General features: G+C 60.1%; 18 protein-coding genes and 2 pseudogenes. 11 read left to right on the top strand and 9 right to left on the bottom strand.

Annotated features, from left to right (window positions below; all coding sequences use genetic code 11):
• Positions 1 to 204 precede the first annotated feature (204 nt).
• From LRS56_00315 to LRS56_00290, 6 genes and pseudogenes are all read left to right on the top strand, one after another.
• A pseudogene (locus tag LRS56_00315) lies at positions 205 to 764 on the top strand (antibiotic biosynthesis monooxygenase).
• A 57-nt stretch (positions 765 to 821) separates the two neighbouring features.
• On the top strand, positions 822 to 1,532 hold the full coding sequence (folM, locus tag LRS56_00310; GenBank protein ID WDU63079.1) for a dihydromonapterin reductase: 711 nt from the start codon (positions 822 to 824) through the stop codon (positions 1,530 to 1,532).
• 20 nt (positions 1,533 to 1,552) lie between these two features.
• Entirely contained in the window at positions 1,553 to 2,113 is a 561-nt protein-coding gene (folE, locus tag LRS56_00305) for a GTP cyclohydrolase I FolE (protein WDU63078.1), read from the top strand.
• Positions 2,114 to 2,115: 2 nt separating this feature from the next.
• A complete protein-coding gene (gene folX, locus LRS56_00300; protein WDU63077.1) occupies positions 2,116 to 2,487 on the top strand; it encodes a dihydroneopterin triphosphate 2'-epimerase in 372 nt (123 codons plus the stop codon).
• Positions 2,488 to 2,571: 84 nt separating this feature from the next.
• Complete coding sequence (locus LRS56_00295) at positions 2,572 to 2,868, top strand: DUF1244 domain-containing protein (protein WDU63076.1); 297 nt, start codon at positions 2,572 to 2,574, stop codon at positions 2,866 to 2,868.
• Positions 2,861 to 3,199: a HopJ type III effector protein gene (locus LRS56_00290; GenBank protein WDU63075.1), complete on the top strand. Its 339-nt coding sequence runs from the start codon at positions 2,861 to 2,863 to the stop codon at positions 3,197 to 3,199. Before LRS56_00295 ends, LRS56_00290 begins: the two co-directional genes overlap by 8 nt.
• Before the next feature lie 168 nt (positions 3,200 to 3,367).
• Here LRS56_00290 and trxB read toward each other — a convergent pair whose 3' ends face one another.
• Positions 3,368 to 4,330: a thioredoxin-disulfide reductase gene (trxB, locus tag LRS56_00285; GenBank protein ID WDU63074.1), complete on the bottom strand. Its 963-nt coding sequence runs from the start codon at positions 4,328 to 4,330 to the stop codon at positions 3,368 to 3,370.
• Positions 4,331 to 4,459: 129 nt separating this feature from the next.
• Complete coding sequence (locus tag LRS56_00280; protein ID WDU63073.1) at positions 4,460 to 4,615, bottom strand: hypothetical protein; 156 nt, start codon at positions 4,613 to 4,615, stop codon at positions 4,460 to 4,462.
• Between LRS56_00280 and cysZ the strand changes: the two genes are divergently transcribed.
• Together cysZ and LRS56_00270 are read left to right on the top strand one after the other, a co-directional pair.
• Complete coding sequence (gene cysZ, locus LRS56_00275) at positions 4,614 to 5,378, top strand: sulfate transporter CysZ (protein ID WDU63072.1); 765 nt, start codon at positions 4,614 to 4,616, stop codon at positions 5,376 to 5,378. The genes LRS56_00280 and cysZ overlap by 2 nt on opposite strands.
• A gap of 54 nt (positions 5,379 to 5,432) precedes the next feature.
• Positions 5,433 to 6,620 carry a glycosyltransferase family 1 protein gene (locus LRS56_00270; protein ID WDU63071.1) on the top strand — a complete coding sequence of 396 codons (1,188 nt, stop codon included), beginning with the start codon at positions 5,433 to 5,435 and terminating at the stop codon, positions 6,618 to 6,620.
• A 495-nt stretch (positions 6,621 to 7,115) separates the two neighbouring features.
• On the opposite strand, the gene LRS56_00265 is transcribed toward LRS56_00270, so the two are convergent.
• The 7 genes from LRS56_00265 to rplU form a co-directional block, all read right to left on the bottom strand.
• Complete coding sequence (locus LRS56_00265; protein ID WDU63070.1) at positions 7,116 to 8,219, bottom strand: NADH:flavin oxidoreductase; 1,104 nt, start codon at positions 8,217 to 8,219, stop codon at positions 7,116 to 7,118.
• Between the two features lie 187 nt (positions 8,220 to 8,406).
• Complete coding sequence (locus LRS56_00260; protein WDU63069.1) at positions 8,407 to 8,889, bottom strand: glutathione peroxidase; 483 nt, start codon at positions 8,887 to 8,889, stop codon at positions 8,407 to 8,409.
• A gap of 101 nt (positions 8,890 to 8,990) precedes the next feature.
• Positions 8,991 to 9,455: a CreA family protein gene (locus tag LRS56_00255; protein ID WDU63068.1), complete on the bottom strand. Its 465-nt coding sequence runs from the start codon at positions 9,453 to 9,455 to the stop codon at positions 8,991 to 8,993.
• 15 nt (positions 9,456 to 9,470) lie between these two features.
• On the bottom strand, positions 9,471 to 10,589 hold the full coding sequence (proB, locus tag LRS56_00250; protein ID WDU65664.1) for a glutamate 5-kinase: 1,119 nt from the start codon (positions 10,587 to 10,589) through the stop codon (positions 9,471 to 9,473).
• 137 nt (positions 10,590 to 10,726) lie between these two features.
• On the bottom strand, positions 10,727 to 11,950 hold the full coding sequence (cgtA, locus tag LRS56_00245) for an Obg family GTPase CgtA (protein ID WDU63067.1): 1,224 nt from the start codon (positions 11,948 to 11,950) through the stop codon (positions 10,727 to 10,729).
• Between the two features lie 193 nt (positions 11,951 to 12,143).
• Entirely contained in the window at positions 12,144 to 12,401 is a 258-nt protein-coding gene (rpmA, locus tag LRS56_00240) for a 50S ribosomal protein L27 (protein WDU63066.1), read from the bottom strand.
• A gap of 34 nt (positions 12,402 to 12,435) precedes the next feature.
• Positions 12,436 to 12,750 (bottom strand): 50S ribosomal protein L21, encoded by a 315-nt coding sequence (rplU, locus tag LRS56_00235; GenBank protein WDU63065.1) that lies wholly within the window; start codon positions 12,748 to 12,750, stop codon positions 12,436 to 12,438.
• Positions 12,751 to 12,989: 239 nt separating this feature from the next.
• Between rplU and LRS56_00230 the strand changes: the two genes are divergently transcribed.
• From LRS56_00230 to LRS56_00220, 3 genes and pseudogenes are all read left to right on the top strand, one after another.
• The gene (locus LRS56_00230; GenBank protein ID WDU63064.1) at positions 12,990 to 13,958 is read left to right on the top strand and encodes a polyprenyl synthetase family protein; all 969 of its coding nucleotides are present in this window, start codon (positions 12,990 to 12,992) and stop codon (positions 13,956 to 13,958) included.
• Between the two features lie 208 nt (positions 13,959 to 14,166).
• Positions 14,167 to 14,508, top strand: a complete 342-nt coding sequence (locus LRS56_00225) for a zinc ribbon domain-containing protein YjdM (GenBank protein WDU63063.1) — start codon at positions 14,167 to 14,169, stop codon at positions 14,506 to 14,508.
• Between the two features lie 159 nt (positions 14,509 to 14,667).
• Positions 14,668 to 14,925 (top strand): annotated as a pseudogene (locus tag LRS56_00220) (hypothetical protein).
• Positions 14,926 to 15,036 lie beyond the last annotated feature (111 nt).

Raw genomic sequence — 15,036 nt, 5'->3', positions numbered from 1 at the left:
AACATCCGTGTCGATGTGTACCGCATTTAACGCTTATTCAAGCCCTTGATTCAAGCGCCATGGCGAGCCGACCAAAGTATCTGGCGTATTTCGTTAAAACAGGAATAATCCTTGCCTGCTTTTTCTACGTCGCTGCAACACCCCGCAGCGTCGTTTGTGCACCGCCTACCCGGCCCAGCGCACTTGATTACTTGGAGATACACAATGTCTACCTCACCCGTCACCTTGATGGTTGCACGCCGCGTGGCCAAAGGTCGCTATGAAGAACTGATGGCCTGGCTGCGCGAAGGCGAGCAATTGGCCACGGACTTCCCCGGTTACCTGGGTTCAGGCGTGCTCGCACCGCCGCCCCATGACGATGAATTCCAGATTATTTTCCGCTTCGCCGACGAAAAAACCCTGCATGCCTGGGAGTTTTCCGCCTCGCGCAGTGCTTGGCTGAGCCGTGGCAGCGAGCTGTTTGCCGACCCGTCCGAACACCGCGTCAGCGGCATCGATGGCTGGTTCGGCGCGGTGGGTGCACGGCCACCGCGCTGGAAACAGGCGGTCGCGATCTGGCTGGCGTTTTTCCCGGTGTCGCTGCTGTTCAATTTCGTCCTGGGGCCGTTGCTCGGCGGCTTGGACCTGGCGCCACGCGTGCTGGTCAGCACCCTGGCGCTCACCCCCTGATGGTTTACTGGTTTATCCCGCTGTCGACGCACCTGTTGGCCAACTGGCTACACCCCACGCCGCCGGCACGCAAGGCAACTGAAGCTGCCGCGTGAGTACACGGGCGACCGGTCGCTGGTATAGTTTCACTCTGCCAGCGACGCGAGCCCCTCATGACTTCAACCCCCGCCCCGATCCTGATCACCGGCGCCGGCCAGCGTGTCGGCCTGCATTGCGCCGAGCGCCTGCTGGACGAGGGCCAGCCGGTGATTTTCAGCTACCGCAGCGAACGCCCCGGTGTGCAGGTTCTGCGTGAGCGTGGTGCCGTGGGCCTATTTGCCGACTTCTCCACGCAAGCCGGGATTCTCGCGTTTATCGCTGAGCTGAACACCCATACCCAAAGCCTGCGGGCGATCGTCCACAACGCCTCGGCCTGGGTCGCGGAAACACCGGGCGACGAAAGCCGCGCCTTTACCGACATGTTCAGCGTGCACATGCTTGCGCCGTATCTGATCAACCTGCATTGTTCACCTCTGCTGCAGCGCTCCACACCTGCCGATATCGTGCATATCAGCGATGACGTGGTGCGCAAGGGCAGCCGCCAGCACATCGCCTATTGCGCCACCAAAGCCGGGCTCGACAGCCTCACGCTGTCGTTTGCCGCGCAGTTTGCACCGCTGATCAAGGTCAACGGCATCGCACCGGCAATGGTGATGTTCAATGAAGGCGACGACGCGGCCTACCGCAGCAAGGTGCTGGCCAAGTCAGCACTGGGCATCGAACCCGGGCCCGAGGTGATCTACCAGAGCCTGCGTTACCTGCTGGACAACCCCTATGTGACCGGAACCACCCTGACCGTCAACGGCGGGCGGCATATCAAGTAAGCCGTTTGTGAGGATGTTGTATGACCTTATCCCTGCCACACCACTACCACGAGATCCTCAAGGGCCTGGGCGAAGACCCGGAGCGTGAAGGCTTGCTCGACACCCCCAAGCGCGCTGCCAAGGCCATGCAGTACCTGTGTCATGGCTACGAGCAGAACCTGGAAACCATCGTCAACGGCGCGCTGTTTGCTTCCGACAATGACGAGATGGTGATCCTCAAGGACATCGAGCTGTACTCGCTGTGCGAGCACCATCTGCTGCCCTTTATCGGCAAGGCCCACGTGGCCTATATTCCGACCGGCAAGGTACTCGGCCTGTCGAAGCTGGCGCGCATCGTCGACATGTACGCGCGGCGCCTGCAGATCCAGGAAAACCTCACACGCCAGATCGCCGACGCGATCCAGCACGTCACCCAGGCCGCCGGCGTGGCGGTGGTGATCGAAGCCAAACATATGTGCATGATGATGCGCGGCGTGGAAAAACAGAATTCAACCATGAACACCTCGGTGATGCTCGGCGCCTTCCGTGAGTCGAACACCACGCGCATGGAGTTCCTGCAACTGATCGGACGGAGCAAGTAGCAATGCCACAACTTCAACCAGGCATGGCGCGCATCCGGGTCAAGGACCTGTGCCTGCGCACCTTTATCGGCATCAACGAGGACGAGATCCTCAACAAGCAGGATGTGCTGATCAACCTGACCATCCTGTATGCCGCTCAGGAAGCCGTGCGCGACAACGATATCGACCACGCGCTGAACTACCGCACCATCACCAAGGCCATCATCGCCCACGTCGAAGGCAACCGCTTCGCCCTGCTGGAGCGCCTGACCCAGGAACTGCTGGACCTGGTGATGAGCAACGAATCGGTGCTGTACGCCGAAGTCGAAGTGGACAAGCCCCACGCGTTGCGCTTTGCCGAGTCGGTGTCGATAACGCTAGCTGCAAGCCGTTAGCTGCAAGCGATAAGCTAACGGCCGACCACACTCCAACTTGCAGCTTGAAGCTTGCCCGCTTGAAGCTGTCTCAAAGAGACCACCATGAACGATCAACAACGCCTCGAACTCGAAGCCGCCGCCTTCCGCCGACTGGTAGCGCACCTGGACAGCCGCAAGGATGTGCAGAACATCGACCTGATGAACCTCTCGGGCTTCTGTCGCAACTGCTTGTCCAAGTGGTACAAGGCCGAGGCCGACGAGCGCCACATCGAACTGAGCCTCGATGACGCCCGTGAAGTGGTGTACGGCATGCCGTACGCCGAGTGGAAAGCCCAATACCAGAAAGAAGCCAGCGCCGACCAACAGGCGGCGTTTGCCAAAGGAAAAACCCATGACTGATCTGAACACCCTGCGCGCCAGCCTTAACAGCGGCGAACACGTCTTTGCCGATACCTTGGCTTTTGTGGCGGCCGGTTACGACTACCAGCCGCAAGCCTTCACCAACGGCACCGTTGAAAACGCCGCCGGACAGAACGAAGGTTCGTGCAAGACCCTGGGTTTGGCACTGCTGGAAGGCTTGAGCGATCAGGAAGCGCTGCTGGCGTTTGGTGAGCATTACCGTTCGGTGGTGGCGACGCCAGAGGGCAGCGACCACGGCAATATTCGTGCGTTGATTGCGCAGGGTTTGGCGGGCGTGAAGTTTACGGCGCAGCCTTTGACCCGCCGCTGACTCGATGCGATAACCCGATGAATGTGGGAGCCGGGCTTGCCCGCGATGGCGGTGGTGGCTGACACACTGCTATCGCAGGCAAGCCAGCTCCCACATTTGATCGGTGTTGGTTATCAAATCGCCAGCAAAAAAAACCGGCCTCTCAGCCGGTTTTTTTATTTCAACGGTTTAGAACGAAGCGTTCTGCAGGCCGTCGAGGTAACGCTCGGCATCCAGGGCCGCCATGCAGCCGGCGCCGGCCGAGGTGATGGCCTGGCGGTAAACGTGGTCGGCCACGTCACCGGCAGCGAAGATGCCTTCGATGTTGGTCGCGGTGGCATTGCCTTCACGGCCGCCCTGTACGACCAGGTAGCCGTCTTTGGCTTCCAGCACGCCTTCGAACAGCGAGGTGTTCGGGGTGTGGCCGATGGCGATGAACACGCCGTCGACTTTCAGCTCGTCGAAGCTGCCGTCGTTGTTTTTCAGGCGAGCACCGGTCACGCCCATGTTGTCGCCCAGGACTTCGTCCAGTGTGGCGTTGAGCTTGAGGATGATCTTGCCTTCAGCGACACGGGCATGCAGCTTGTCGATCAGGATTTTCTCGGCGCGGAAGGTTTCGCGGCGGTGAACCAGCGTCACGGTGCTGGCGATATTGGCCAGGTACAGCGCTTCTTCCACGGCGGTGTTGCCGCCACCGACCACAGCGACCGGCTTGTTGCGGTAGAAGAAACCGTCACAGGTCGCGCAGGCGGAAACGCCCTTGCCCATGAACGCTTCTTCCGATGGCAGGCCCAGGTAACGGGCGCTGGCGCCGGTGGCGATGATCAGTGCGTCACAGGTGTAGACGCCGCTGTCGCCGGTCAGGCTGTAGGGTTTTTTCGAGAAATCGACCTGGTTGATGTGGTCAAAGACGATCTCGGTTTCAAAGCGCTCGGCGTGTTCTTTCATACGCTCCATCAACACCGGGCCGGTCAGGCCGTGGACATCGCCCGGCCAGTTGTCGACTTCAGTGGTGGTGGTCAACTGACCGCCCGCCTGCATGCCGGTGATCAGCAGCGGCTTGAGGTTGGCCCGGGCAGCGTAGACGGCAGCGCTGTAACCGGCAGGGCCGGAACCGAGAATAATCACTCGCGAATGACGGGTATCAGACATGAATCACTCCTGTCGACCGCCCGGACTACAAGGCGGCTGGAATAAAAAAGGGACCACGAAGCACTTGGGGAAGGCTTGAACTCGCAGGCCCTGAAAAATAATGGGTGCAGCGTATCGAGGGGGGCAAGATTAAGGAAATACGGAATAACAATCCAGCTCATAGGTGGTCTCTATGCAGTCGGCCCGATTAATCGACGCCTTTGTTACCGTTGATGTCGCCGCTTTCGCCACGGATGCAAAGCCGGTAAGGTCGGCGCGTTCGTCATCCTGCTCGGAGTTCGCCATGCCCGCCCCTGCTCTTTCCGGCCCGCAATACCTGCGTGAAGGTCTCAAACTGGTGTTGAGCCCCGGCCTGCGCCTGTTTGTGCTGCTGCCGCTGGCGATCAACCTGGTGCTGTTCGTCGGCTTGATCTATTTCGCCGGCCATCAGTTCAGCCTGTGGGTCGACCACTTGATGCCGACACTGCCTGCCTGGCTGAGCTTTTTGAATTACCTGCTATGGCCGCTGTTCGTGGTGCTGGTGGTGCTGATGGTGTTTTTCACCTTCACCATGCTGGCCAATATCATCGCCGCGCCGTTCAACGGCTTTCTCTCGGAGAAAGTCGAAGTGGTGGTACGCGGCACCGACGACTTCCCGGCCTTCAGCTGGGGCGAGCTGATCGCCATGGTGCCGCGCACGCTGGCGCGGGAAATGCGCAAGCTGGGTTACTTCCTGCCGCGAGCCATCGGCCTGTTTATCCTGTCGTTCATACCGGTGGTCAACCTGATCGCCGCACCGCTGTGGCTGCTGTTCGGCGTGTGGATGATGGCGATCCAATACATCGACTACCCGGCCGACAACCACAAGCTGGGCTGGAACGAGATGCTCGCCTGGCTGCGCCAGAAGCGCTGGCAGAGCATGAGTTTTGGCGGGATCGTCTACCTGGTGCTGCTGGTGCCGGTGGTCAACCTGCTGATGATGCCGGCGGCGGTGGCCGGCGCCACGTTGTTCTGGGTGCGCGAGCAAGGTGCCGAGGCGACGGCGGCGCAGAAGATCACCCAGTCATAAATCCATCATCCAGATGACACAATGACGACATGGCCCACAGTGACACTGTGGGTCATGACGACAGCTTCGCTTCACATCACCCTCATCACCGAAACCTTCCCGCCAGAGATCAACGGGGTGGCCAATACCCTTGGCCGCTTGTGCGACGGTCTACGTGCACGCGGCCACCAAGTCGAGTTGGTGCGCCCACGCCAGGGCAGCGACCAGAGCCGTCTCAGCGACGACGATTTGCTGTTGTGCCGCGGCTGGCCTTTGCCGGGTTACCCGGGCCTGCAATGGGGCCAGTCGTCGATGCACAAATTGCTGCGCCGCTGGACCCGCCAACGGCCCGATGTACTGTATATCGCCACTGAGGGCCCGCTGGGGCTGTCGGCGTTGCGTGCGGCGCGGCGGTTGGGGATCAGTGTGGTCAGCGGCTTTCACACCAACTTCCAGCAGTACTCGAACCAGTATGGCTTGAGCCTGCTGAGCCGGATGGTCACGCATTACCTGCGCTGGTTTCACAACCGCTCGACGCTGACCCTGGTGCCCAGCGCCAGCCAGCGCCTGGAGTTGGAGCGTCGGCACTTCGAGCGCCTGGGAATGCTGTCACGCGGGGTCGACAGCCAGCTGTTCCACCCCGCCAAACGTGACAACACCTTGCGCGAAAGCTGGGGTTTGCAAAGCGACGATATTGCCGTGCTGCACGTCGGGCGGCTGGCACAGGAAAAAAACCTCGGGCTGCTCAAGCGTTGCTTTGATGCCGTGCAGGCAACTTATCCACAGCGTCGACTGAAGCTGATCATCGTCGGCGATGGCCCACAACGCCCGCTGCTGGAACGCGCTCTTCCTGAAGCGGTGTTCTGCGGCACTCAGCGCGGCGAAGAGCTGGCGCGGCATTACGCCTCGGGGGATCTGTTTCTGTTTCCCAGCCTGACTGAAACCTTCGGCAATGTGGTGCTGGAAGCCATGGCGTCGGGGCTTGGCGTGGTGGCTTACGACCAGGCGGCCGCGACCCAGCACATTCGCCATGGCTACAACGGCGTGCTGGCGATGCCGGGGGATGAGGAGGCGTTTTGCGATGCGGCCATCTGGCTGCTGGAAGAACGCGAGAGTTTGCGCCGGGTGCGGCTCAACGCCCGGCAACACGCCAGCCGTCAGGGTTGGCCTGCGATTATCGAGCAGTTTGAGAGCAAGTTACTGGATGTGTATGGCGCGTACTTGGCGTCCATAAAAGGCAACGCCAACACGATGAATATCTAGAGCCCCAGGTAAGGGCTTTAACCTCGTTCTGGAGACCCCCTTGAAAACCGGGGGGCCAGGCAGTGTGATCGCCTCGCGGCCCAGCCGCTGCGGGCTCTGTTGCAGGTTGTAACCAGGAACCCAATCCTTCCCTGACTCCACCCAGTGCATGGCAGACAGGTGAACCCTAACGGTCAAACAGTCAGATCGCCAAAACACTTTGAAATATAGAGTTGGATTTTAACCATGCAAATACCCCGCAATAACTTCGTCATTCCTCTTGGCATAAACCTCAACGACAAGCCCGAAAAGCCGACGCTGCCTTTAAACCCTGATCACGGTCCGTGCTCACTCGAAGGCGGCGGCATTGCGGGTAGGTTCCGCTACCCTCAACTGCCGGACGAGCCGCTTCCTACCCGGCCATTGCCCAAATAAAATGATGGTCTGACATCGATTCGGACAATGGAGTGCCGGAAGTCAATGTCCGGCACTCTTGCAACGCCTGTGACGCTCAGGTCAAACCAACGTCGTCAACGCCTCACGACTGAACGGCAGGATGTCGCCCTCGCGGCCCTCGCGCACCTTCACGGCCCAATCCGGGTCAACCAGCAGCGCACGGCCTACGGCAACCAGATCAAACTCGTCGTTGTTCAGGCGCTCCAGCAGTTTCTCCAGGCTGGCGGGCTGGGCCACCTTGTCGGTGTTGACCATAAACTGCAGGAACTCGCCGTCCAGGCCGACGCTGCCCACGGTGATGGTCGGCTTGCCGGTGAGCTGGCGCGTCCAGCCGGCCAGGTTGAGGTCGGAACCTTCGAACTCCGGCTCCCAGAAGCGACGGGTGGAGCAGTGGAAAATATCCACGCCCGCGTCGGACAACGGCTTGAGGAACTCACCCAAAGCCTCCGGGGTTTGTACCAGGCGGGCGGTGTAATCCTGCTGCTTCCACTGCGAGAAACGCAAGATGATCTGGAAATCCGGGCCCACGGCGGCGCGGGTCGCCTGGATCAGCTCGATGGCAAAACGCGAACGGTTGGCCAGGCTGCCGCCGTATTCGTCGGTGCGCTGGTTGCTGCCTTCCCAGAAGAATTGATCCACCAGGTAGCCGTGGGCGCCGTGGATCTCCACGCCGTCCATGCCGATGCGCTGGGCATCCTTGGCGGCCTGGGCGAAGGCGCTGATCACATCCTTGATGTCCTGGGCGGTCATGCCGTGGACCACCACGTTGCCGTCCTTGAGTTTTTCCATCGGCCCGTAGGCCGGCACGCTGGCATCAGGCTCGGTGCCGATACGGCGCACGCTGCCCACGTGCCACAGCTGCGGGACAATCTTGCCGCCTTCGGCGTGTACCGCATCGACCACTTTCTTCCAGCCGGCCAGCGCGGCCTCGCCGTAGAAGTGCGGGACGTTGGGGTAGCCGTTGGACGCCTGGTGACCGACCACGGTGCCCTCGGTGATGATCAGGCCCACGCCGGCTGCGGCGCGGCGGCGGTAGTACTCGATAACCTTGGAATTGGGTACGCCACCCGGCGAAAACGAACGGGTCATGGGGGCCATGACCACACGGGTCGACAGCTGCAGTGCACCGAGCTGGAACGGTTTGAACAAGGCTTGGACAGGCATGGGGGCACTCCACGGAAGACGAGGTTTATGATGCGGATAATATGGGGAGTGCGCAGTGCTGGGTAGCACTATTGATCCAGGTGATTAAGGGGTATGACAGCAGTGGCTAACCGCAAGCTGCAAGCTGCAACTGGCACGGCGGCGCGGCTACTTGCGGCTTGGCACTTGAAGCTACACCGACAGGTGTTCAGCTCAGGGCTTTTTCGATGGCCTGGACGATGGTCGGGTCATCCGGTGGGGTGCGCGGCGAGAAGCGAGCGAGCACTCGCCCATCTTTGCCGAGCAGGAACTTCTCGAAATTCCAGGTGATATCCCCTGGGAACTCGGCGCCCTCGCCCGCCAGCAGGCGGTACAGCTGGTGACGGTCAGGGCCGTTCACTTCGAGTTTGCTGCCCAGCGGGAACGTAACCCCATAGTTCAGGCTACAGAACTCGCGGATCTCTTCCTCGGTACCCGGCTCCTGGCCTGCAAACTGGTTGCAAGGCAGACCCAGCACGGTAAAACCCTTGTCCTTGTACTGCTGGTAGAGGTTTTCCAGCGCTGCGTATTGCGGGGTCAAGCCACATTTGGAGGCCACGTTGACCACCAGCACCACGTGCCCCTTGTAGAGCGCCAGCGGCAGCTCTTGTCCGTCTAAAGCTTTGAGTTTCAGATCGTGGAAAGCACTCATGACGAACTCCAGATATCCCATGTTCTTTGCCTTGCGGCATTTCGAGATTACAACCCGCAAGCCTGCAATCATAGACGCCGATTACAAAACTCGCCTGCCGGTTACTGAGCGGTAGGCCACGGCAAAATCGGAATCGCGGTGACCGCGTTCTGCGGGCTGCCTTCGATCAAGCGGTCGCTGTAGACCAGATAAACCAAGGTATTGCGCTTCTTGTCGAGAAAACGCACCACCTGCATGGTCTTGAACACCAGCGAGGTGCGCTCCTTGAACACTTCGTCGCCATCCTTGAGTTCGCCCTTGAATCGAATCGGCCCGACCTGACGGCAGGCAATCGAGGCTTCGGCACGGTCTTCGGCCAAGCCCAGGCCACCTTTGACGCCGCCGGTCTTGGCGCGGGACAAGTAGCAGGTCACACCGTCAACCTTGGGGTCATCAAACGCTTCGACCACAATCCGGTCGTTGGGGCCGACGAACTTGAACACCGTCGACACCTGGCCGATCTCTTCAGCCGAGGCCAGCAGCGGCATGGCCAACAACAGGCCGAGCAATCCCTTCATTACGCGCATCGTGTATTCCTTTGGTTAAACCAGGATCAGGTTATCGCGGTGCACCAGTTCCGGTTCCGCCATATAGCCCAATAGTCCGACAATCGCCTCGGACGATTGTCCAATGATTTTCTGCGCCTCCAGGGCACTGTAGTTGGCAAGGCCGCGGGCGATCTCACGACCATCCGGCGCCACGCATACCACCATCTCGCCACGGCGGAAGCTGCCCTGCACCAACTTGACGCCCACCGGCAGCAGGCTTTTGTTGCCCTGGGACAAGGCCGAGACCGCACCATCATCCAGCACCAGCGTGCCACGGGTTTGCAGGTGACCGGCCAGCCATTGTTTGCGCGCCGCAAGCATGCCGCGTTCCGGCGACAGCAGTGTACCGATGCGCTCACCGGCCTTGAGGCGGTCCAGCACACGCTCCAGGCGCCCGCCAACGATGATGGTATGCGCGCCGGAACGTGCCGCCAGGCGCGCTGCGCGCAGCTTGGTCTGCATGCCGCCACGGCCCAGGGCGCCACCGACACTGCCGGCCACAGCGTCCAGTGCCGGGTCATCGGCGCGGGCTTCGTAGATCAACTGGGCGTCGGGGTTGTTGCGTGGGTCGGCGTCGAACATGCCATCGCGGTCGGTGAGGATCACCAGCAGGTCGGCTTCCACCAGGTTGGCCACCAGCGCGGCCAGGGTGTCGTTGTCGCCGAAGCGGATTTCATCGGTGACCACCGTGTCGTTCTCGTTGATCACCGGGATCACCTTGAGCTCCACCAGGGCGCGCAAGGTGCTGCGGGCGTTGAGGTAACGCTTGCGGTCGGACAGGTCGTCGTGGGTCAGCAGGATCTGCGCCGTGTGGCGGCCATGCTCGGCAAAGCTCGATTCCCAGGCTTGCACCAGGCCCATCTGGCCGATAGCCGCGGCGGCTTGCAGTTCGTGCATCGCGCTGGGTCGCGCGGTCCAGCCGAGGCGGCTCATCCCGGCGGCAACCGCCCCGGACGACACCAGCACCAACTCGACACCGGCCTCATGCAAGGCCACCATCTGCTCGACCCAGACGCTCATGGCTGCGCGATCCAGACCTTTGCCATCCGCCGTCAGCAGCGCACTTCCGATCTTTACGACCCAGCGCTGCGCACCTGTCACTTTGCTCCGCATCATCTTCAACCTTAGATTGAGGGCTGCGCGACCCAGCGCCGCCCATAACGTTATTCGTGGCTACTTTAGTGACTGCAGGTATACCCAGATACCAAAACGCCGCTCGAGAGAGCGGCGCTTAAGTTTACTGCAACGAATCAGTCGCGCACGTAAATGATTTCCGGACCGTCTTCATCATCCACGTCTTCTTCGTCCCAATCATCGTCGCCGATGTCATGGACCGACTTCACGCCGCTGCGGCGCAGGGCACGCTGGTCGTCCAGGGCCTGCAGTTGGGCGCGGGCTTCGTCTTCGATCTGCTGGTCGAGCTCGGCGAGTTCGGCCTTGAACACCGGGTCGGCCGCCAGGCGGTCGGCGCGGTCTTCCAGATAACGCATGATGTCGCGGGTCAGGCGCTCGGTGCCTTCTTTGGCGATGGCCGAAATCACGTAGACCGGGCCCTCCCACTCCAGGCGGTCGACGATTTCCTTGACGCGCTCTTCGTGCTCTTCTTCCAGGATCTGGTCGCACTTGTTCAACACCAGCCAGCGATCACGCTCAGCCAGGGCCGGGCTGAACTTGGTCAGCTCGCTGACGATCACTTCGGCGGCGTCCGGTGCACTGGTTTCATCCAGCGGCGCCATGTCGACGAGGTGCAACAGCAAACGGGTACGCGACAAGTGCTTGAGGAAGCGAATCCCCAGGCCAGCGCCGTCGGAAGCACCTTCGATCAGGCCGGGAATGTCGGCGATCACGAAGCTTTTCCAACGGTCTACGCTGACCACGCCCAGGTTCGGTACCAGGGTGGTGAACGGGTAATCGGCGACTTTCGGCTTGGCGGCCGATACCGAGCGGATGAAGGTACTTTTACCGGCGTTCGGCAGGCCCAACAGGCCTACGTCAGCGAGTACTTTCATTTCCAGCTTCAGGTCACGCTGCTCACCCGGCTTGCCTGGGGTGGTCTGACGCGGTGCACGGTTGGTACTGGACTTGAATCGGGTGTTACCCAAACCGTGCCAGCCGCCCTGCACCACCATCAGCTTCTGGCCGGCCTTGGTCAGGTCGCCAATCACTTCCTGGGTAGCGGAGTCGATGATCGTGGTGCCGACCGGTACGCGCAGTACCAGGTCTTCGCCTTTTTTACCGGTGCAATCGGTGCTGCCGCCGTTGGAGCCACGCTCGGCATCGAAGTGCCGGGTGTAACGGTAGTCGACCAGGGTGTTGAGGTTTTCGTCGGCCATCATGTAGATGGAGCCGCCGTCACCGCCGTCACCGCCGTTTGGGCCACCGTTTTCGATGAATTTTTCGCGACGGAAACTCATGCAACCGTTACCGCCGTCGCCTGCTTTTACTCGGATGGAAACTTCATCAACGAACTTCATAACAAAACGCCTCTCGCCTCTTGGACGAGCTTAAGAAACCAAGACATAAGACTCTTGCAAAAATGAGCGCAGCGACCTCAAACAACGACCGCGTATCCAGCGCCTGAGCCCATCACAAACAGCTTTGCAAGAGACTCACTCCACAAACGAAAAAGCCCCGTCGCGAGACAGGGCTTTTCCAGCGATCGCGCAATTAAGCGGCGACAACGCTCACGTAACGGCGGTTGAACGCGCCTTTTACTTCAAACTTGATCACGCCTTCGATTTTCGCGAAGAGGGTGTGATCTTTACCCATGCCAACACCGTAACCGGCGTGGAATTGGGTGCCGCGCTGACGCACGATGATGTTGCCCGGAATGATTTTCTGGCCGCCATACATCTTCACGCCAAGGCGTTTGGCTTCTGAGTCGCGACCGTTACGGGTACTACCACCAGCTTTTTTGTGTGCCATGAGTCAATTCTCCTAGTGAGGAATTAGGCTGAAATTAAGCCTGAATACCGGTGATTTTGATCTCGGTGTACCACTGGCGGTGGCCCATACGCTTCATGTGGTGCTTACGACGACGGAACTTGATGATGCGGACTTTATCGTGACGACCTTGGGAGATCACTTCAGCCACAACGGTAGCGCCAGCAACAACTGGAGCGCCGATGTTCACGTCATCGCCATTGGCGACCAACAGAACGCGATCAAAGGTAACGGATTCGCCGGTAGCGATTTCCAGTTTTTCGATCTTCAGGTATTCACCTGGGGCGACCTTGTATTGCTTGCCACCAGTAACAATTACTGCGTACGACATGGTATTTCTCCGATAATCCTGCTCACCCAGCGCTTTATAAGAAGAGGTATTGGCTGGCATGGCTGCATGGGATGGACGTCCCGAATGCAATTGCGTAAGGCAGGTGCTGCCCAGGAAGTTCAGGGTGCGCGATTGTACGCAAGGTAAATGGGTGTTGCAAGTGGCCGTCTATCGCGCCTTGACACTACGGGGTCAGGGTCCTAGCATGCCGCGCAACCCTTCTGGAGCGACTGTCGCTGATGCAACCCCAAGCTTTCTACCGCGCGGTCGCGGACGATTTTAGCGCCGTCGACGGCATCATCAAGCAGCAGCTGACTTCTAAAGTGCCGCTGGTCTCCAAAATTGGCGACTATATTACGTCGGCTGGCGGCAAACGCCTGCGTCCTTTATTAGTGTTGCTGTGCGGCAAGGCCTTGGGCCGCGAAGGCGATGACCTGCGCCTGCTGGCCGCAACCATCGAATTCCTGCACACCGCCACCCTGCTGCATGACGACGTGGTCGACATGTCCGGCATGCGCCGTGGTCGCGAGACCGCCAACGCGATGTGGGGTAATGCCCCAAGCGTGCTGGTGGGCGACTTCCTGTACTCGCGCTCGTTCGAAATGATGGTCGAGCTGGGCTCGATGCCGGTGATGAAGATTCTTTCACAGGCCACGCGCATCATCGCCGAAGGCGAAGTGTTGCAGCTGTCGAAGGTCCGCGACGCCAGCACCACCGAAGAAACCTATATGGAAGTGATTCGCGGCAAAACCGCGATGCTCTTCGAAGCCTCCACCCACAGCGCTGCCGCCCTGTGTGGCGCGACCGCCGAACAGGCCGAAGCCCTGCGCACCTTTGGCGATCACCTGGGCGTGGCCTTCCAGCTGGTAGATGACCTGCTCGACTACCGTGGCGATGCCGAGACCTTGGGCAAGAACGTCGGTGATGACCTGGCCGAAGGCAAGCCGACCTTGCCGCTGATCTACACCATGCGCGAAGGTACGCCGGAACAGGCCGCCCTGGTGCGCAAGGCGATCCAGAAAGGCGGGATCGAAGACCTGGAGGCCATCCGCGCCGCCGTGGAAGCGTCGGGCTCCCTGGAGTACACCGCGCAACTGGCGCGTGACTACGTAGCCCGCGCCATCAAGTGCCTGGAAGCCCTTCCAGCCAGCGAATACCGGGACGCCCTGATTGAGCTGAGTGAGTTTGCGGTCGCCCGTACTCACTAAACCCTATGTATGGCGAGTGGGCTTGTGTGGGAGCGGGCTTGCTCGCGAATGCGCAGTGTCAGTCACTGAACGTGTTACTGACCCAGCGCCTTCGCGAGCAAGCCCGCTCCCACATTTAATCCTCCATTACCAACTCACTGCCCCGCTCACGCCAAAAAACCCTATATAATGTGCGACTTTTAGCCATCCTGACTCTCAAGGAGCTTTAGTGAGCACGTTGCCACCCTGCCCGAAATGCAATTCCGAATTCACCTACGAAGACGGCGCCCAGCTGATCTGCCCGGAATGCGCCCATGAGTGGTCCGCCACTGGCGAGGCCGAAGCGGCCGGCGATGAAACCGTGAAAAAAGACTCTGTGGGCAATGTCCTGCAGGACGGCGACACCATCACCGTGATCAAGGACCTCAAGGTCAAGGGCACCTCCCTGGTGGTCAAGGTCGGCACCAAGGTCAAGAACATCCGCCTGTGCGACGGCGACCACGATATCGATTGCAAGATCGACGGTATCGGCCCGATGAAACTCAAGTCCGAGTTCGTGCGCAAAGTCTGAATCTGCTGCACCCATCCCGCGCCCGCCGCGGGATGGCGTTTTGCCCTCCTGCCTGACCCCGCTCAATATCCACACAGAAAAACCAGGAAACTGCCAATAGGCACTTGCTATTCTACGAATAAGAATTATTCTCATTGAAACTTATCAAGGAGAACGACCATGACTTATTTGATAGATGCCTGGCTGGATCGCCCACACCCTTACCTGCGGATCCTGCATCGGGAAACCGGCGAAGTCTGTGCGGTGCTTGAAGAAGAAGCGCTCAATGAGCTGCAGGACTAGAGCGACCTGGACGTAAACGGCCTGAGTTCCAGCGAACCTGGGGTGTTGAAGGAAGTGGTGCGTAACCTGTTTCTGTTCTGCTATGCCCGAGCGTTGCGCCCGGCCACTGAGCTCAATGGCAAGTTCCATCCATGAAACTACCCGCAAAACCTGTGGATGTGGGCCTTATGTGGGAGCGGGCTTGCTCGCGAAAGCGCAGTGTCAGCTACAGATGAGCTGACTGATCCAGCGCCTTCGCGAGCAAGC

Source organism: Pseudomonas poae, from assembly GCA_028869255.1.
Taxonomy (GTDB): domain Bacteria; phylum Pseudomonadota; class Gammaproteobacteria; order Pseudomonadales; family Pseudomonadaceae; genus Aquipseudomonas; species Aquipseudomonas poae_C.
The sequence above is the reverse complement of the archived record's forward strand: the minus strand, read 5'-3'. Positions and strand labels throughout refer to the sequence as shown.

Bases quoted from the DNA above. Each gene is read 5' to 3' on its own strand.
- LRS56_00295 (WDU63076.1), top strand. From the start codon at position 2,572: ATGAACGATCAACAACGCCTCGAACTCGAAGCCGCCGCCTTCCGCCGA.
- folM (WDU63079.1), top strand. From the start codon at position 822: ATGACTTCAACCCCCGCCCCGATCCTGATCACCGGCGCCGGCCAGCGT.
- rpmA (WDU63066.1), bottom strand. From the start codon at position 12,401: ATGGCACACAAAAAAGCTGGTGGTAGTACCCGTAACGGTCGCGACTCA.
- trxB (WDU63074.1), bottom strand. From the start codon at position 4,330: ATGTCTGATACCCGTCATTCGCGAGTGATTATTCTCGGTTCCGGCCCT.
- folX (WDU63077.1), top strand. From the start codon at position 2,116: ATGCCACAACTTCAACCAGGCATGGCGCGCATCCGGGTCAAGGACCTG.
- LRS56_00270 (WDU63071.1), top strand. From the start codon at position 5,433: ATGACGACAGCTTCGCTTCACATCACCCTCATCACCGAAACCTTCCCG.
- folE (WDU63078.1), top strand. From the start codon at position 1,553: ATGACCTTATCCCTGCCACACCACTACCACGAGATCCTCAAGGGCCTG.
- cysZ (WDU63072.1), top strand. From the start codon at position 4,614: ATGCCCGCCCCTGCTCTTTCCGGCCCGCAATACCTGCGTGAAGGTCTC.
- cgtA (WDU63067.1), bottom strand. From the start codon at position 11,950: ATGAAGTTCGTTGATGAAGTTTCCATCCGAGTAAAAGCAGGCGACGGC.
- rplU (WDU63065.1), bottom strand. From the start codon at position 12,750: ATGTCGTACGCAGTAATTGTTACTGGTGGCAAGCAATACAAGGTCGCC.
- proB (WDU65664.1), bottom strand. From the start codon at position 10,589: ATGCGGAGCAAAGTGACAGGTGCGCAGCGCTGGGTCGTAAAGATCGGA.
- LRS56_00290 (WDU63075.1), top strand. From the start codon at position 2,861: ATGACTGATCTGAACACCCTGCGCGCCAGCCTTAACAGCGGCGAACAC.
- LRS56_00260 (WDU63069.1), bottom strand. From the start codon at position 8,889: ATGAGTGCTTTCCACGATCTGAAACTCAAAGCTTTAGACGGACAAGAG.
- LRS56_00255 (WDU63068.1), bottom strand. From the start codon at position 9,455: ATGCGCGTAATGAAGGGATTGCTCGGCCTGTTGTTGGCCATGCCGCTG.
- LRS56_00230 (WDU63064.1), top strand. From the start codon at position 12,990: ATGCAACCCCAAGCTTTCTACCGCGCGGTCGCGGACGATTTTAGCGCC.
- LRS56_00280 (WDU63073.1), bottom strand. From the start codon at position 4,615: ATGGCGAACTCCGAGCAGGATGACGAACGCGCCGACCTTACCGGCTTT.
- LRS56_00265 (WDU63070.1), bottom strand. From the start codon at position 8,219: ATGCCTGTCCAAGCCTTGTTCAAACCGTTCCAGCTCGGTGCACTGCAG.